This is a genomic window from Azospirillum tabaci, from assembly GCF_014596085.1.
GTDB classification, from domain to species: Bacteria; Pseudomonadota; Alphaproteobacteria; order Azospirillales; family Azospirillaceae; genus Azospirillum; species Azospirillum tabaci.
The window spans coordinates 1-16,104 of sequence record NZ_JACCJY010000009.1 but is presented as its reverse complement, the minus strand read 5'-3'; the positions used below and the strand labels follow the sequence as shown (position 1 = coordinate 16,104).

At 70.0% G+C, this 16,104-nt stretch carries 12 protein-coding genes; 4 read left to right on the top strand and 8 right to left on the bottom strand.

Annotation, left to right across the window (positions count from 1 at the left end; genetic code table 11):
- Nucleotides 1–14 precede the first annotated feature (14 nt).
- Nucleotides 15–188 carry a hypothetical protein gene (locus H0B54_RS12165; RefSeq protein ID WP_167555932.1) on the top strand — a complete coding sequence of 58 codons (174 nt, stop codon included), beginning with the start codon at nt 15–17 and terminating at the stop codon, nt 186–188.
- Between the two features lie 11 nt (nt 189–199).
- On the opposite strand, the gene H0B54_RS12160 is transcribed toward H0B54_RS12165, so the two are convergent.
- The 5 genes from H0B54_RS12160 to H0B54_RS12140 all read right to left on the bottom strand — a co-directional run bounded on the left by H0B54_RS12160 (nt 200) and on the right by H0B54_RS12140 (nt 4,829).
- Complete coding sequence (locus tag H0B54_RS12160; protein WP_188260538.1) at nt 200–1,108, bottom strand: NAD(P)H-hydrate dehydratase; 909 nt, start codon at nt 1,106–1,108, stop codon at nt 200–202.
- Nucleotides 1,109–1,119: 11 nt separating this feature from the next.
- The gene (locus H0B54_RS12155) at nt 1,120–1,884 is read right to left on the bottom strand and encodes a histidine phosphatase family protein (protein ID WP_188260537.1); all 765 of its coding nucleotides are present in this window, start codon (nt 1,882–1,884) and stop codon (nt 1,120–1,122) included.
- An 83-nt stretch (nt 1,885–1,967) separates the two neighbouring features.
- On the bottom strand, nt 1,968–2,342 hold the full coding sequence (locus tag H0B54_RS12150) for a hypothetical protein (RefSeq protein WP_188260536.1): 375 nt from the start codon (nt 2,340–2,342) through the stop codon (nt 1,968–1,970).
- A gap of 84 nt (nt 2,343–2,426) precedes the next feature.
- Nucleotides 2,427–4,073, bottom strand: coding sequence for a sensor domain-containing diguanylate cyclase (locus tag H0B54_RS12145; RefSeq protein ID WP_246472503.1), 1,647 nt, complete (start codon nt 4,071–4,073; stop codon nt 2,427–2,429).
- 516 nt (nt 4,074–4,589) lie between these two features.
- Nucleotides 4,590–4,829 carry a hypothetical protein gene (locus H0B54_RS12140; RefSeq protein WP_188260534.1) on the bottom strand — a complete coding sequence of 80 codons (240 nt, stop codon included), beginning with the start codon at nt 4,827–4,829 and terminating at the stop codon, nt 4,590–4,592.
- 106 nt (nt 4,830–4,935) lie between these two features.
- Here H0B54_RS12140 and H0B54_RS12135 point away from each other — a divergent pair, with 106 nt between their 5' ends.
- Nucleotides 4,936–6,612, top strand: a complete 1,677-nt coding sequence (locus H0B54_RS12135) for a lysylphosphatidylglycerol synthase domain-containing protein (RefSeq protein ID WP_188260533.1) — start codon at nt 4,936–4,938, stop codon at nt 6,610–6,612.
- Here H0B54_RS12135 and H0B54_RS12130 read toward each other — a convergent pair.
- Nucleotides 6,587–8,041 carry a TrkH family potassium uptake protein gene (locus H0B54_RS12130; RefSeq protein ID WP_188260532.1) on the bottom strand — a complete coding sequence of 485 codons (1,455 nt, stop codon included), beginning with the start codon at nt 8,039–8,041 and terminating at the stop codon, nt 6,587–6,589. The genes H0B54_RS12135 and H0B54_RS12130 overlap by 26 nt on opposite strands.
- A 332-nt stretch (nt 8,042–8,373) precedes the next feature.
- Between H0B54_RS12130 and H0B54_RS12125 the strand changes: the two genes are divergently transcribed.
- Nucleotides 8,374–8,745 carry an Rrf2 family transcriptional regulator gene (locus H0B54_RS12125; protein WP_188260531.1) on the top strand — a complete coding sequence of 124 codons (372 nt, stop codon included), beginning with the start codon at nt 8,374–8,376 and terminating at the stop codon, nt 8,743–8,745.
- Between the two features lie 162 nt (nt 8,746–8,907).
- Complete coding sequence (locus H0B54_RS12120) at nt 8,908–9,615, top strand: hypothetical protein (protein ID WP_188260530.1); 708 nt, start codon at nt 8,908–8,910, stop codon at nt 9,613–9,615.
- 85 nt (nt 9,616–9,700) lie between these two features.
- Here H0B54_RS12120 and H0B54_RS12115 read toward each other — a convergent pair whose 3' ends face one another.
- Together H0B54_RS12115 and H0B54_RS12110 are read right to left on the bottom strand one after the other, a co-directional pair.
- On the bottom strand, nt 9,701–10,426 hold the full coding sequence (locus H0B54_RS12115; protein WP_188260529.1) for a SapC family protein: 726 nt from the start codon (nt 10,424–10,426) through the stop codon (nt 9,701–9,703).
- Between the two features lie 45 nt (nt 10,427–10,471).
- Nucleotides 10,472–16,104: beta strand repeat-containing protein (locus tag H0B54_RS12110; RefSeq protein WP_188260528.1), on the bottom strand; the 5,633-nt coding region annotated here is incomplete at its 5' end.

Below are 16,104 nucleotides of genomic sequence, written 5' to 3'. Positions count from 1 at the left end.
ATCGGCAGGTCATCATGTCCCAGTACAATCCCGCTGTCGGCACCACCGAGACCGTTTCCTTCCCGCTCCCCCTCACCGCTCCGGCCCCGGCGAAGAAGCTGCGCGGCCTGCCGCTGGTCGCCCTGTGGGGCGGGCTGATCGCCGCTCCCTGGGTCGTCCTCTACCAGGCCGCCAAGCTGGTGTTCTGAGACCGGCGGTCTTAGGCCGACAGCTCGGCCATGATCTCCGGCACCTGGGCCAGCAGCTCGCGGGCCAGGAAGCCCAGCGGGCCGCGGCGGGCCAAGCGGTTGCCCGCCTCGCCATGCAGATGGACTCCCCAGATCGCGGCTTGGGCCGGGTCGGCGCCCCGCGCGGCCAGCCCGGCGATGACGCCCGCCAGCGTGTCGCCCGATCCCGAGGTGGCGAGACCGACATTACCGCCGTCATAAGCCCACATCCGCCCGTCCGGCGTGGCGATGTGGGTGCAGGCGCCCTTCAGCACGACAATCACCTTGTGACGGTCGGCGACCCGGCGGGCGGCGGCGGGCGGGTCGGCCTCCACCTCCTCCCGGCTGATACCGGACAGCCCGGCCATTTCCCCGGCGTGCGGCGTGATGATTGTCCGCCCGTCGCGGCGGCACAGCCCTTCGTTGGCGTTGTCCAGGCCCATCAGCGCTTCCGCGTCGACGACCAGCATAGGGCCACCCGCCCCGTCCAGCCCGGCGATCAGGGCGCCGGTCAGGTCGGCGACCGCCCGCTTGTCCATCATGCCGGGACCGATCAGCACCGCGGTGCAGCGGGCCGCCCGCTCGCACAGCGTGTCGACGCAGTCTGGCGCGATTCCGCCCTCCGCCGTCTCGCGCAAACCGAGCACCAGCGCCTCCGGCACGGCGAGCCCGAGATGCGGGGCCACGCTGCGGCAGGTCGCCATCTGGAGCTTGCCCGCCCCGGCGCGCAGCGCCGCCGTTCCGGCCAGCAGCACGGCGCCCGGCACCTCCACGCTGCCGCCGATGACGAGCACCCGGCCCCGCCCGTCCTTGTCGGCACCGTCGCCGGGGTGGGGAAGCGGCATGGCACGAAGCAGATCGCGGGTGACCGGGATCGAGTCGCCCACCGGAAAATCGCTCATCGGAAAATTACTCATCGGACGGCCGCATTGGCGTCGGGTTCGGCGGTCAGCGGCGCCCCCGCCACCTCCAGCGGGGCGACGAAGTTGTAGCGGCGAAGCTGCATCCGCCCGCTGTGCCCCTTGGCGGGATCGAAGGCGTATTCGGTGACCCCGCAATTCGCCACGTCGCCCTCGCGGTCGATGGCGAGGATCTGCTCCTCCGTCATGCCCTCCAGCAGGTAGCGAAGGCACAGCACGACGACCTGATGGCTGACCACCAGCACGCGCTGTCCGCCATGGTGCAGGCTGATGGTGTCGAGCGCGCTGCGCAGCCGCAGGATCACGTCGCACCAGCTCTCCCCGGCGGGCGGGCGGAAGTAGAATTTGCCGAGGATGCGGCGGAACTCCGCCTGCTCGGGGTGCTCCTGCGCGATGCCCAGCGCGGTCAGCCGGTCGAGGATGCCGAACTCCTTCTCGCGCAGCCGCTCGTCCACCACGAACTCCGTGGGTTCGACCGGCAGGCCGCCCCCGGCGTGGATGATTTCCGCCGTCCGCCGGGCGCGCAGATAAGGGGAGGTCAGCACCACGTCGGGCCTCTCGCCCAGCGGCAAGGAAGCGAACCAGCGCGCCAGCGCCTCGGACTGCTGCTCCCCCTGCTGACTGAGCGGCACGTCCACGTCGCGCTCGGCGATGTCGATCCGGCCCAGCCCGGCGGCGTAGGCGGCGTCGCGCGCGACGTTCCCGGCGCTTTCCCCGTGACGGACGATCCACAACCTCTGCGGCCAGCGCTGCTGCATGGTGAACGACCCCTTCCCGCCTCAACCAAGGCTTTCAACGGGAAAAAGGCCGTTCCGTCACGCAGCGGAGCCTCTTTCCGCGATCAGGCCGTCCGGCGCTCGAAGATGCGTTCGGCGGTGGACTTGCCGGGGCGCCAGGGCACGATGCTGATGGGGGCCGTCGGGTCGAGGCTGCCGTTCGCCCGCAGGCAGTCGATGGCGGCCAGCGGCTCGTCCCCGTGGGGCAGGCCGGGCTGTTCGAGCAGATATCGGCGGTGGTTGTTGGTCACAGCCCAGCCCGGCGGGCGGCCGAGTGGGCTGGTGGCGACCACGCCGATGGGTTCGGAAACGAGCCACGCCTCGTCCGTGACGCTCCAGCCGACGAGGCGGCGTTCGCCGGGACCCGTCCCGGCACCGATGTCGAGCCAGGCCCACTGGCGCAGGCGGGTGGTGCGGTCACCATCGACGCATACGAACATGATCCCATCCTTTCCCGTCGGAAACCGGTCAGATGGGTATTGTTCTTCTTTTGTTCCGACTCCGCAAGCGGATTCCGCACCCGGTCAGTCCGGATTCCTCTGGGGAATATCCTTATAGAAGACGTGGGTGCCGCGGCCCGCCTGCTTGGCCCGGTACATCGCGCCGTCCGCGGCCACCAGCAGGCTGCGCGCGTCCGTCCCATCGGCGGGGAACAGGGCGATGCCGACGCTGGCGCCGATGACGGCGGTGTTGCCTTGCACCGGGATGGGAAGCGCAACGGCTTCCACGATCTTGTCCGCCACACCCCCGGCATCCGCGGCGGCGGTCACATCCTCCAGCACGATGGTGAACTCGTCGCCACCGACGCGGGCCACCGTGTCGCTGCGGCGCAGGCAGCCGGCGATGCGCCCAGCGGCGATGCGCAGCACCTCGTCGCCGCAATCGTGGCCCATCCGGTCGTTGACCGCCTTGAAGCCGTCGAGGTCGATGAACAGCAGGGCCAACGGTCGCCCGGACCGCCGCGACCGGGCCAGCGCTACGTCCAGCCGGTCAAAAAGCAGACGGCGGTTGGGCAGGCCGGTCAGGGAGTCGTGATTGGCGAGATGGTCCTTCTCCGCCTCGCTCCGCCGCAGATCCTCCTCGGCGGCCTTGCGCAGGGTGATGTCGCGTCCGACGCCGACCAGCCCCAGAAGCTCGTTGCCGGCGTCGCGAATCGGGGCCTTCAGGATCTCGACCCAGATCCGTCCCCCATCGGGCAGCGGGATGCTCTCCTCGTTGCGCCGCGGCTGGTCTTCGGCATAGACCGAGGCGTCGCCCGCGCGGATGCCGTCGGCCATTTCGGGGGGCCAGATCTCGTGGCTGCCCAGCCCGATCAGCTGCTCCAGCGGCCGCCCGGTCCAGGAGGCGAAGGCGCGGTTGGCCTTGCGCAGCACGCCGTCCCGGTCCTTGAAGAAGACGGCGTCGGGAATGGTGTCGATGATCCCCTGCAGCAGGGCGTGCTGCCGCAGAAGCTGCTTCTCCGTCTGCCGCCGCTCGGTGATGTCGCGGGCGATGCCGACGACGCCCAGCATCTTGCCGCTGCGGTCGAGGCAGACGGCCTTCGCGGTCTCCATCAGCACGCGGCGCCCATCGGGATGGACGAACCACTCCTCGCTGCGGGAGAATCCTTTCTGCATGGCGATCTGGTCGGTCCGACGCCGCCGCACCGCCGTCTCCGCGTCGAACAGCCGATGGTCGGTCAGCCCCAGCGGCGGGCGCCCCGCGTAATCGAGCATCGCCCGGTTGACCTTGAGGTAGGTGCCGTTCACGTCTTTGAAGAAGACGATGTCCGGCATCGAGTCGATCAGGCTTTGCAGCATCGCGCGCTCACGGTCGAGCGCCTCGGTTCCGGTTCCGCCATGGTCCGGATCGGCCGAGGGGGTGGCGAGCTGCGCCTCGTGCAGAATGCCCAGGCGCCCGTCCGGCAGCGCCATGCCGCTGCGGCGCACCCAGGCGTTGACCGGGCGGCCCTTGGGGTAGAAGGTCCAGCGCCCCGCCACCGTTTCCCCTTCGGCCTGCGGCGTCCCCTCCGGCTGGCTGCTGAAGTCGCGGGCCTGGAAGTCGGCGAGCGACGCGGCGTTCCACAGCTCCAGAGCGGCGCGGTTGCCCCAGACCATCCGCCCGCGGCCGCCGTCATACAGCCAGACCGGCGCCCACAGCCCGTCGAGCCGGGGAAGATCGGCAACTGTCATTGGAGCCGTCATTGGAGCCGCCATGGGGGGCCCCGCCGACACGCGCGACTCACCGCCGGGGGCGCCACCCTCGGACCGGTTCTGATCTGCCTGATGACGCATGGTGGTCGCCGCCGCCTCGGCACGAAGAATGCACCGAACGGCTTTCTAGCATGATTCGAGGCAAGCTTCTCCTGCTACCGCGCGACGCCGCGCTCTTTCACCACCCCCTCCACTTTCCATACTCCTGCACGCAGTCGCGGACGATTGCTTCCCGCCCGGCCAAGGCCGGCAACAATTGTTGTGCAAGCCGCCGCGCAGGACGGCCGGCCCGGCGTTGAAGGGGCCGACGGCGGCGAACTGGACGGCGGAAACCCGCGCGCCGAACGGCTCGGTGAAGACGCTGGCGAGAAGGACGAACAGGAGAATCAGCCCCCTGTGGTGAAGGAGACCGTCTTGTTGATCCCGTGCATGGTTTTTGCCGGAGTTTTCAAAAAACGCCGCGCTCATGCTTCCGGCGACCGGCGCCGCGGCCCGTCACTCCGGACGGTCGTCCCTCCGCCGCTCCGACCGCAGGCGCCGCCGCAGGACGAGCGCGTACCAGGCCAGCAGGACCGTGGTGAACAGCGACAGGGTGAAGGACACGCCGTCCGGCCGCAGGCCGTAGCCCGTGGCGCCGCCGAACAGCGTCACCGAGCTGTCCCAAAGATAGGCGAGCAGCAGGATCAGCGTGTTGGTCCCCGACAGGCCGGTGGCGAGATAAAGCACAAGATGCATCCGTTGCCTCCCGAAGGCCCTCCCCGGCCATGCGCTTTTTCGTTGCGCGGTGTTGTTCTTGTCCAAAGCCCCGTCATCCTAGGCGCCCGGAGCGATCCTGTCAGCCATGGTCCACACCGCACAGCAATCGGCGGCCTCCAACGACGAGGTCCAGCCATCCCGGTCCCCAACCTGGACCCAACGGCTCCTGCGCTATGGCACAGGGGTGTTGATCCTGGCATTGCTGGCTGGGGCGCTGGTCATTCTGAACCGCTGGCTGGAGCAATACAGCGTCGCCGACATCCGGCAGGCGCTGGGCCGCATCACGGGCACGCAGCTTCTCGCCGCTTCGGCGGCCGCGGCGGTCAGTTACTGGCTGCTGACGCTCTACGACCTGCTGGCCCTGCGCCACCTGCGACGCCCCCTGCCCTACCGCTGGGTGGCCTTCACCGCCTTCACCAGCTACGCCTTCAGCCACAGCCTGGGCTTCGCCAGCATCATCGGGGCGACCGTCCGCTACCGCCTCTACGCGCCCCATGGGTTGAGCGGGGTGGAGGTGGCGCAGGTGACGCTGTTCGTCGTCACCACCTTCATGCTGGGGCTGGCGACGGTGATGCCGGTGGTCATGCTGATCGACCCCACGGCGCTGAAGGCCCTTCACGTCCCGCCGGGGAGCGCGATTCTGCTGGGGCTGGCGGCCCTTGCAATCCTGGTGGCCTACGCGGTGGGCGGCTTCTGGCTGCGCCGGCCGCTGCGGCTGTTCGGGCACGCCATCGCCTTCCCCCGCCCGTCGATCGCGCTGCGGCAGCTCCTGCTGGGGCTGTGCGACCTGTCCCTGGCGGCGCTGGTCCTTTATCTCTGCCTGCCACCGAGCGACGCGGTGAGCTACGCCGACGTCCTGGTCGCCTTCGGAATGGCGCTGGTGGCCGGCATCATCAGCCATGTGCCGGGGGGGCTGGGGGTGTTCGACGCCATCGTCCTGGTCAGCCTGACCCCGGCCATGCCCGGCAACGACGTGATGGCGGGGCTGCTGGTCTTCCGGCTGATCTATTATCTCGCACCGCTGGTGATTGCCGGGCTGATGTTCGGCGGGGTGGAGGCCTTCCAGGCCCGGCACCGCATCGGCGGCCTGTCGCGCGGGTTGTCCGCCGCCGTCAGCCCGGCGGTCCCCTTGGTGCTGGCCGCCTGCATCTTCATCACCGGGGCCTTCCTGCTGTTCTCGCGCGCCACGCCGGAGGAGACGCTTCCCGCCCCCTTCGACGCAACGGCGCTGCCGCTGGTGGAGATGTCGCACTTCACCGGCAGCGTCGCCGGGGTGCTGCTGATCCTGCTGGCCCACGCGGTGCAGCGGCGGCTGCACGCCGCCTGGGTGCTGTCGCTGGTGCTGCTGGCGACCGGCTGCGCCTCGGCCCTGCTCAAGGGCGGCGACTGGCAGGAGGCCATCGTGCCCGGGCTGATCTTCCTGGCCCTGCTGCCGGCCCACAAGGAGTTCCACCGCCGCGGCAACATCCTGCGCAACCCCCTGACGCCGAGCTGGTTCATCGCGACCGGCGTGGCGCTGGCCAGCGCCTTCTGGCTGGGCCTGTTCTCCTACAAGCACATCGCCTTCAGCGACGAGCTGTGGTGGCATTTCACCCTGCACGGGGATGCGTCCCGCTTCCTGCGGGCGTCGGTGGCGGTCGGGGTGATCGCGCTCGGCGCCGCCCTGGTCCATCTGGTGTCGGCGGCCAGCCGCGACCCGCAGGAGCGGGAACAGGAGGAGAAGCCCTCCGGCCCCCTCACCGCCGCCAGAAGGACGGACTGAGCACGACCAAAATGGTGAAGAACTCCAGCCGCCCCAGCAGCATGCCGGCCGCCAGCGCCCATTTCGCTCCGTCCGGCATGGTGGCGTAGTTGCCGACCGGCCCGATGGTGGGGCCGAGGCCGGGGCCGACGTTGCTGACCGCCGTCGCCGCCCCCGACAGCGCGGACACCACGTCCACCCCGAGGAAGGCCAGGACGAAGGCCAGCACGAACACCGACATCAGGTAGACGAAGCCGAAACCCATCACCGAGATCATCACGTCGGCGCTGACCGGCTTGCCGTTGTAATTGAGCGGAATCACCAGGTTCGGGCTGTAAAGGCGGCGCTGCAACGCGCGCAGCACAATGAACAGGATCTCGAACCGGAAAATCTTCAGCCCGCCCGAGGTCGATCCGGTGCAGCCGCCGACGAAGGTCAGGATGAAGAAGACCACTGACGCCAACGGCCCCCACCGCTCGTAGTCGAAGGAGGCATAACCCGTGGTGGTGACCACCGAGACGACGTTGAAGGTGGTCACGCGGATGGCGTCGTCCCACGGCACGTCCCGCGTCAGAGTCAGCCAGACCGACATGCCGAAGGACACCGCCGCGAGAAAGCCGAGGTACCAGCGGATCTGCGTGTCCGCCCAGAAGCTGGCCGCCCGCCCCTGGGCAAGGCTGATGAAGCGGACGAAGGGCATACCCCCCAGCACCATGAAAACCACCAGGACCCACTCGATCGCCGGGCTGTTCCAACTGGCGATGGACGCGTCGCGGGTGGAAAAGCCGCCAGTGGACACGGCGGTCATCGCGTGATTGACGGCGTCGAACCAGGACATCCCCGCATAGAAGAGCATCACCGCGCAGACGGCGGTCAGGCACAGGTAGATCCAGCCAACCGCGATGGCGAGGTCGCTGGCCCGCGGCGTCACCTTGTCCGACCGGTCGGAGGATTCCGAGCGGAAGAGCTGCATGCCGCCGACCTGGAGGAAGGGCAGGATGGCGATGGCCATGCCGATGATGCCGATGCCGCCCAGCCATTGCAGCAGCGACCGCCACAGCAGCAGCCCCGGCGCCAGCCCGTCCAGCCCGGAGATCACCGTGGCTCCGGTGGCGGTCAGCGACGACATCGCCTCGAAATAGGCGTCGGCCGCTGACAGGTCGATTTGCGACACCATGAAGGGCACGGCGGCGAAGGCGCAGATGACGACCCAGGACAGGGCGGTCAGCAGGAAGGCTTGGCGGAGGTTCAGCGCGATCCGGTCCATGCGGTTGGCCAGCATGAACTGGACGCCGAAGAACAGCGTCAGGGCGAAGGCGATGGCGAAGACCATCCAGTCCGGATTGCCGGCCGCCAGATCGACGGTCATCGGAAGCAGCATCGCGACGGCCAGGACGCTGAGAAGGGCGCCGATGATGAAGAAGACGGGGCGGGTATCGAAACCAGTCATGCACAGGCCATAGCCGATCGGAATTGCGGGCTAAACTGTCACGATCGCGCCGGTTCGGCATTCCCGAACCGAGCGGCGCGGCGATTTTTTCCGAGGATTAACCCAAAAGGCCGGTTCGAGCCGGGCGCGCACCACCAACCCGCCCAGCGAGCGCCGCGATACCTCGAAAGATGTCCGGAAACGGGCCGGATGCGCCCCCGAAAAGTGGGTATGGGGCTGGACGGCCGGGGGCATCCTATGCACACTCCGCCCCGACTTCCGGCTCAAATCGTCGAGCCTCCCCAGATGGCTGAGACCCGCGGGAAACCTGGAACAGACAATGGACTGGCGGCGTGCTTTCGGACGATGCCCTGATCTTTCTTCAGCATTCAATCAAGACAGTGTGGACCCTGGAAATCCTGCTGCTTTTACGGCGTGATCCAAACCGGACATGGAGTTCGGACGAACTCATTCGCGAATCGCGCAGCAGCACGCTCATCCTCCAGGAAGTCTTGGCGAATCTTCAACAGGCTGAATTGATCGATACGGGCGAAGGCTATCGTTTCCGCTATCGCAGCGCGACCCCGGCGTTGGAGCGCCTCGTGGGGGAAATCGCCTCCGCACAGGCGCGCCGCCCGGCGGCGATCACGAAGGCACTGCTTTCCGTGTCGTCGGACAAGGTGCAAAACTTCGCCGGCGCCTTCCGCGTCGGAAAAAGGACATGAGGGGCCGATCACAAAATCACCCCGGAGCCGGGTTGGATTTTGCTAAACTGTCGTTCGAAGCAACCGCATTTGGCCCGTCGCCCCATCCGGAAGAGGGGCAAACGGCTCCGATTGCCTTGATCTGCCGACCAAATGGCTTCGATGTCCTGTGGAGTTTCCATTATGCCGTTTCACCGACCGGCCCTGGGGCTGTCCCTTGCCGCCCTTGCCCTGGCCGGCATCCTGACGGGCGCGGCCCAGGCCGCGACCACGGATCGCAACCCCGCTCCCGCAGCCCAAGCCGCCCCGGCCACCGCGCCCAACGGCGCGGCCGAGGCGGCCCCCACCGCGAAGGTCACCGGTTTCCGCTCCGCACGCTTCGGCATGACCGCTGACGAGATCGCGAAGGCCATCACCAAGGACTTCAAGATCGAGGGCAAGGACATCCGCCGCGAGAGCAACGCGACGGAGCGGACCACCAGCCTGATCGTGAAGGTCGACGACCTGCAGACCGGCGCCGGTCCGGCGGTCGTCGCCTACATCCTCGGCCATTCGACGCAGAAGCTGTTCCAGGTGAACATCGTGTGGGGCGGCGCGGTGAATCCGAAGGTCGACCCCAACGCCCTGGTCGGGGCGGCCAACGCGCTGCGCAACTACTTCGTGGCGCAGGGCTACCGGCAGGAGGGGATGCTGCTCAACGCGCCGGTCGGCGACGGATCGCAGGTGGTGGTCTTCCGCGGCACCGACAGCCAGGGGCGGATGAGCCTGCTGACCCTTGCGGTCCCGCCGAAACCCTCGGACGATACCCCCGCCCTGCCGCCGTCGCTCCAGCTCTCCTACATCGAGAAGCCGAACGAGCCGGACGTCTTCAAGATCGAAAAGGGCTTCTGATCGCTGGCCTTCGCTGGTCCTAAAAAGAAAAAAGGGCGGCGCCGTCGTGGCGCCGCCCTTTCCATTTCCGGCAGGCCGGACCGGATCAGCCGCGGTGGGCGAGGCGGTCGACCAGACCCGACCAGCTGCTGACCGAGATCAGGTGGGCGTAGACCAGCCCCAGCCAGCCGCGGTCGCGCCACTCCACCAGCGTCTCGGCGGGAAGCTGGTTGAAGGCTGCCTCGTCGACCACGTTGAAACCGGCGAGGCTCAGCCGCTCACCGTTGTTCAGGGTGATGTCGGCGCGCTTCTCCGAGAGCAGGCCGGCGGCGGTCAGCGCCTCGACGAACTGGGTGGTGAAGGCGTTCTGGGCCTGGACTTCCTTGACGAACTCCAGGGCGTTGTTGGTCAGGGCGGACGGCTGCCCGTCCACGAAGAAGGGGTTGTCCCGGCCCGGAACGACGGCGTCCGCCGCCTCGTCGATGCACAGGGTGAGCTGGGCCTTGTCCTCGCTCTCCAGGAAGATGAACGGATAGCGCCGGACGTAGGCAGGAATATAGGCCCCCTCCTCCCACGCGCCGTTCGCGTCGACGAACAGATTCTCCCCGCTGCGCAGTCCGAGAAGCGCCACCGGCTGAGCCGTCGGGCCTTCCGAGAACAGGATCGGGAACTGCTTGCAGGCCGCGGCGAACTCCGCCGCCATCAGCGGCACCGAGTTGGTGGAAGCCGCGAAGGCGAAGTTCGGCTCGGTCCGCAGCGACAGATCGGCGTCGCGGGTGGCCACCAGCGGGCGGGGGCTCTTGTAGAACAGGGGCAGGGTCGGTTCGGTCATCGTTCGCTATCCAAAGGGTAAAAGTCTGCCGGGGGAAGGCGCGCCTCAGCGCGCCTCCTCCTTCTCCGTTTGCTGGTTGCCGGTGACGGACGGCGCCGGGCCGGTGGTCAAGACCTCCGGCTGCGCGCCGGCGCGGGTGGTGCCCGGAGCGGTTCCGGCGCCAGCCGAGCCGCCCATCCCAGAACCGGTGGACAGAACCTCCGGCTGAGCCCCGGCGCCGACCAAGGTCAGCACCTGCGGCGCGGCGTAGGCGGCCAGAGCGTTCGGCGTGAGACCGGCGCTGGTCACCGTGCCGGTGAACAGGCTGGTAACGCCGGGGGTGCTGGGAACCGGAACGACGACCACGACGGTGGCGGCGACCCGGCTGACCTCCTGCGTCGGACCCCAGGGGGTGTTGTTGATGAAGTACGGGGCAGCCCGCAGCGGGCTGTCGATCGCGCTGGCGGCCAAGGCGTCCGTCTTGCCGGCCACGGTGCCAAACATCCGGGCGGAACCGGCTCTGGGGACGGTCAGGCTCAGCACGTCGATCTTCTGCAAAGCGGTCCCAGTCTCCTGTCCGATGAGCAGCGCCCCACCGTCGGACGCCATGGTCAGCATGGTGGCCTTGCCCTGGAGCCCCGCCATGGTGATGGGGCCGCCCGCCGAGATGGACGCTTGCCCGTCCGGCAGGGACGCCACGGCGCCCAGCGTGATCGGGCCGGTCTTGGCCGTAATGCTGGCCGGCAGAACAATGCCCGATCCACCGGATTGGGTAAAGCCTCCCTCCGTGACAACCGTGGCATCACGCCCGAAGGTCACCATGCCGGCCCCATCGGTCGTGACGAGAGCCAGCGAGCCCGCGCTGTTCACCGCCGCGCCGAAGGTGAAGCCGGCGCCGGTCAGGCGAAGGCCGTCCGTTCCGGTCGCGGTCAGCGCCTTGGCGAAGCGGCTCTCGCCGCCAGCCGTCTGGGTCAGCGAGCGCACGGTCACCGCACCGTCGTAGACGACGCCGCCCGAGGCCCGGACGGTGACGTCGCCCATCAGACCCGATGCGCCGATGTCGCCCGAAGCCCGGATGGCCGCACCGTTCAGCGACAGCGCGGAGCGGTTGGCGCTGTCGACGGCCCCGCCGAACACGAGGTCGCCGCCGTTGCTGGTCAGCGCGCTGGCGCCGGCCACCGTCAGGGCGCCGCCGAAGCGCTGCCCCCCGGTGGTGGCGACGGTGGCGCCGGCCAAGCGGGTGCCGCCGCTGACGGCGATCTGCCGCAGAGCACCGGTTTCACCGAAGATCCCGGCCAGGACGGCGTCGCCGTTGACCGTCAGACCCTGCACCCCCGCGTTGGCGGCGTTGCCGCCGTTCAGCAGGGACACGGTCCCGCCCGTCAGGACGGTGTCGGCCCCCAGCGTCACAGCACCGTTGTAGCTCTGCTCCGCCACGGTGGTCACCGCGCCGCCGTTCAGGGCGGCGGTGCCGGTCACCGACAGGCGGCTCAGCGCTTGCGTGCCGCCAACCACGCCGTTGACGACGGCGTTGCCGGCGATGGTCAGCCCCTGCCCGCCGCGGGTGGCGGCGTCCAGCCCGCCGGCCAGCACGACCGTGCGGCCGGTCAGGCGGGTGTCGGTCCCCAGCACCGCGCGTTCCCCGTAGGTCTGGGTCCCGGTGGTGTCGACGGAGCCGCCGTTGAGGGCCAGCGTGCCCGCCGCGTCGGTAGCGACCGAGGCCGCGCGGACCGACTGGGCGAAGCGGGTCTGGCCAGCGCTGTTCACCGTCAGGGCGCCCAGCCGCTCCGTCCCGCCGACCACGCCGGCGAAGACGGCGTCGGCGGTCCCGCTGTTGACGGTCAGGGCCTGCCCGCCGTCCAGCGTCCCGGCGAAGGTCACGCCGGCGCCGGTCAGGACCGACGGACCGCCATCCAGACGGACCGCGCCGCCGTAGGTCTGCGCTCCGCTGGTGACCGCCGTTGCGCCGGTCAGCAGCGTCTCGCCGCCGACCGTGAGCGCGGCCAGCGCCTGCCGGGCGCCGAGGGCGCCGGTGAGCGCCGCGTTGCCGGCGATGGTCAGGCCCTGACGGCCCGCCGCCGCCGCGTCGATGCCGCCCGACAGCGACACCTGGGTGCCGGTCAGGACCGTGTCGGCCCCCAGCGTCACCGCGTCGGCGTAGCTCTGCGTCCCGGTGGTGTCGACGCTGCCGCCGTTCAGGATGGTGATCCCGGTGGCGTCGGTGGCCAGCGAGCCCGCCTTGACCGCGTTGTTGATTGTGGTGGTGCCACCGCCGTTGATCGTCAGCGCCCCCAGACGGCTGGTGCCACCGACCGCCCCGCCGAGCAGGATGTCGCCGCTGCCGCTGGTCAGCGTCAGCGCCCGCCCGCCGTCGAGGGTCGAGGCGAGGACGATCCCGCCGGTGCCGGTGATCCGGCTGTCGCCGCCCAGGGTCACCGCCTTCGCCGCCATGAAGACCGTGCCGGCCTGATAAGCGCCGTTCAGGGTCACCGCGTCGTTGTAGGTCTGGGCGCCGCTGGTCGTCACCGACGTCAGGCTGGTGGTGCCGTCGGCGTCGGTGGTCAGGCTGGCGAGCGCCGACGTGTTGCCCACCGCCGCGTTGAACCGGGTGGTGCCGCTGCTGTTGACGGTCAGCGCCTGGGCGCCGTTCACCGTCCCGGTGAAGGTCACCGCGCCGCTGCCGGCGTCGACCGTGGTGGTCCCCGCCAGCGTCGCCGGGCCGGCGACGGTGAAGGCGCCGTTGCCGGTGGCGTAGGTGCCCATCAGGCTGGTTTCGCCGCCGTAGCTCTGGTCCCCCGCCGTGGTCACGTTGACGAGGCTGGCGTAGCCCGTGCCGGTGGTCAGGCTGGCGAGCGCCGTCGTGCCGCCCACCGCCGCGTTGAACACCATCGCCCCGGTCGAGGTCGCCGTCAGCGCCTGGGCGCCGTTGACCGTCCCGTTGAAGGTGATCGTGCCGTAACCCGCGTCCACCGTCGTGGTCCCGCCCAGCGCCGTCGCACCGTTGAAGGTGATCGCGCTGTTGGTCGAGCTGTAGGCACCGTTGAGCGTCGTCGCGTCGTTGTAGGTCTGGGCGCCGCTGGTCGTCACCGACGTCAGGCTGGTGGTGCCGTCGGCGTCGGTGGTCAGGCTGGCCAGCGCCGTCGTGCCGCCCACCGCCGCGTTGAACTGCGTCGCGCCGCTGCCGTTGACGGTCAGCGCCTGGGCGCCGTTCACCGTGCCGTTGAAGGTCACCGCGCCGCTGCCCGCGTTGACCGTGGCGGCCCCCGCCAGCGTCACCGGGCCGGCGACGGTGAAGGCGCCGTTGCCGGTGGCGTAGGTGCCCATCAGGCTGGTTTCCCCGCCGTAGCTCTGGTCCCCCGCCGTGGTCACGTTGACGAGGCTGGTGTAGCCCGTGCCGGTGGTCAGGCTGGCGAGCGCCGTCGTGCCGCCCACCGCCGCGTTGAACACCATCGCCCCGGTCGAGGTCGCCGTCAGCGCCTGGGCGCCGTCGACCGTCCCGTTGAAGGTGATTGTGCCGTAGCCCGCGTCCACCGTCGTGGTCCCGCCCAGCGTCGTCGCACCGTTGAAGGTGATCGCGCTGTTGGTCGAGCTGTAGGTGCCGTTGAGCGTCGTGGCGGCTCCGTGGGTCTGGGCGCCCGTGGTGGTGACGTCGAGGAGGCTGACCGTAGCGCCCGCGTTGGTGGTCAGGCTGGCGAGCGCCGTCGTGCCGCCCACCGCCGCGTTGAACTGCGCCGCCCCCGTCCCGGCGATGGTCAGCGCCTGGGCGCCGTTCACCGTGCCGTTGAAGGTGGCCGTCCCGGCGTTCACCGTCGTCGCCCCGCCCAGCGTCGCCGCCGCGTTGGTGGTGAAGGTGCCGGCCGTGTAGGTGCCGTCCAGCGTCACCGCGTCGTTGTAGGTCTGGGCGCCCGTGGTGGTGACGTTGCGCAGGCTGCTGGTGCCGGCGGCGTCGGTGGTCAAGCTCGCCAGCGCCGTCGTGCCGCCCACCGTGCCGGTGAACTGCGTCGTGCTCTTGTTATTGACCGCCAAGGCGTAAGCGCCGTCCACCGTGCCGGCGAACAGCACGCTCGACCCGCCGTTGACCGTCGTGTCGCCGCCCAGCGTCGCCGCCCCGTTGGCGGTGAAGGCGCCCCCGGTGGTGTAGGCGCCGTCCAGCGTCACCGCGTCGTTGTAGGTCTGGGCACCCGTCGTCGTCACCGATTTCAGGCTGCTGGTGCCGGTGGCGTCGGTGGTCAGGCTGGCCAGCGCCGTCGTGCCGCCCACCGTGCCGGTGAACTGCGTGGCGGCCTTGCTGTTGATGAGCAGGGCCTGGGCGCCGTCCACCGTGCCGGCGAACAGCACGCTCGACCCGCCGTTGACCGTCGTGTCGCCGCCCAGCGTCGCCGCCCCGTTGGCGGTGAAGGCGCCGCTGCCGGTGGTGTAGGCGCCGTTCAGCGTGACCGCGTCGTTGTAGGTCTGAGCGCCCGTGGTGGTGACGTTGCGCAGGCTGCTGGTGCCGGCGGCGTCGGTGGTCAGGCTCGCCAGCGCCGTCGTGCCGCCCACCGCCGCATTGAACTGCGTGGCGCCGCTGCTGTTGACCGTCAGGGCCTGGGCACCGTCCACCGTGCCGGCGAACAGCACCGCCGCTCCGCCGTTGACCGTCGTGTCGCCGCCCAGCGTCGCCGCTCCGTTGGCGGTGAAGGTGCCGCCGGTGGTGTAGGTGCCGTTCAGCGTCACCGCGTCGTTGTAGGTCTGGGCACCCGTGGTGGTGACGTTGCGCAGGCTGCTGGTGCCGGTGGCGTCGGTGGTCAAGCTCGCCAGCGCCGTTGTGCCGCCCACCGTGCCGGTGAACTGCGTCGTGCTCTTGTTGTTGACCGCCAGGGCCTGGGCGCCGTCCACCGTGCCAGCGAACAGCACGCTCGACCCGCCGTTGACCGTCGTGTCGCCCGCCAGCGTCGCCGCCCCGTTGGCGGTGAAGGCGCCCCCGGAGCTGTAGGTGCCGTTGAGCGTCGTGGCGGCTCCGTGGGTCTGGGCGCCCGTGGTGGTGACGCCGAGGAGGCTGACCGTAGCGCCCGCGTTGGTGGTCAGGCTGGCGAGCGCCGTCGCGCCGCCCACCGCCGCGTTGAACTGCGCCGTCCCCGTCCCGGCGATGGTCAGCGCCTGGGCGCCGTTCACCGTGCCGTTGAAGGTGGCCGTCCCGGCGTTCACCGTCGTCGCCCCGCCCAGCGTCGCCGCCGCGTTGGTGGTGAAGGTGCCGCCCGTGTAGGTGCCGTCCAGCGTCACCGCGTCGTTGTAGGTCTGGGTGCCCGTGGTGGTGACGTTGCGCAGGCTGCTGGTGCCGGTGGCGTCGGTGGTCAGGCTGGCGAGCGCCGTTGTGCCGCCCACCGTGCCGGTGAACTGCGTCGTGCTCTTGTTGTTGACCGCTAGGGCGTAGGCGCCGTCCACCGTGCCGGCGAACAGCACGCTCGACCCGCCGTTGACCGTCGTGTCGCCGGCCAGCGTCGCCGCCCCGTTGGCGCTGAAGGCGCCCCCGGTGGTGTAGGCGCCGTCCAGCGTGACCGCATCGTTGTAGGTCTGGGCGCCCGTGGTGGTGACGTTGCGCAGGCTGCTGGTGCCGGTGGCGTCGGTGGTGAGGCTCGCCAGCGCCGTCGCGCCGCCCACCGTGCCGGTGAACTGCGTGGCGGCCTTGCTGTTGATGAGCAGGGCCTGGGCGCCGTCCACCG

Excerpts from the sequence above, each read along its gene's own strand:
- H0B54_RS12130 (WP_188260532.1), bottom strand. The coding sequence starts at position 8,041 with ATGACTGGTTTCGATACCCGCCCCGTCTTCTTCATCATCGGCGCCCTT.
- H0B54_RS12155 (WP_188260537.1), bottom strand. The coding sequence starts at position 1,884 with ATGCAGCAGCGCTGGCCGCAGAGGTTGTGGATCGTCCGTCACGGGGAA.
- H0B54_RS12140 (WP_188260534.1), bottom strand. The coding sequence starts at position 4,829 with ATGCATCTTGTGCTTTATCTCGCCACCGGCCTGTCGGGGACCAACACG.
- H0B54_RS12165 (WP_167555932.1), top strand. The coding sequence starts at position 15 with ATGTCCCAGTACAATCCCGCTGTCGGCACCACCGAGACCGTTTCCTTC.
- H0B54_RS12145 (WP_246472503.1), bottom strand. The coding sequence starts at position 4,073 with ATGACAGTTGCCGATCTTCCCCGGCTCGACGGGCTGTGGGCGCCGGTC.
- H0B54_RS12160 (WP_188260538.1), bottom strand. The coding sequence starts at position 1,108 with ATGAGCGATTTTCCGGTGGGCGACTCGATCCCGGTCACCCGCGATCTG.
- H0B54_RS12150 (WP_188260536.1), bottom strand. The coding sequence starts at position 2,342 with ATGTTCGTATGCGTCGATGGTGACCGCACCACCCGCCTGCGCCAGTGG.
- H0B54_RS12120 (WP_188260530.1), top strand. The coding sequence starts at position 8,908 with ATGCCGTTTCACCGACCGGCCCTGGGGCTGTCCCTTGCCGCCCTTGCC.
- H0B54_RS12135 (WP_188260533.1), top strand. The coding sequence starts at position 4,936 with ATGGTCCACACCGCACAGCAATCGGCGGCCTCCAACGACGAGGTCCAG.
- H0B54_RS12115 (WP_188260529.1), bottom strand. The coding sequence starts at position 10,426 with ATGACCGAACCGACCCTGCCCCTGTTCTACAAGAGCCCCCGCCCGCTG.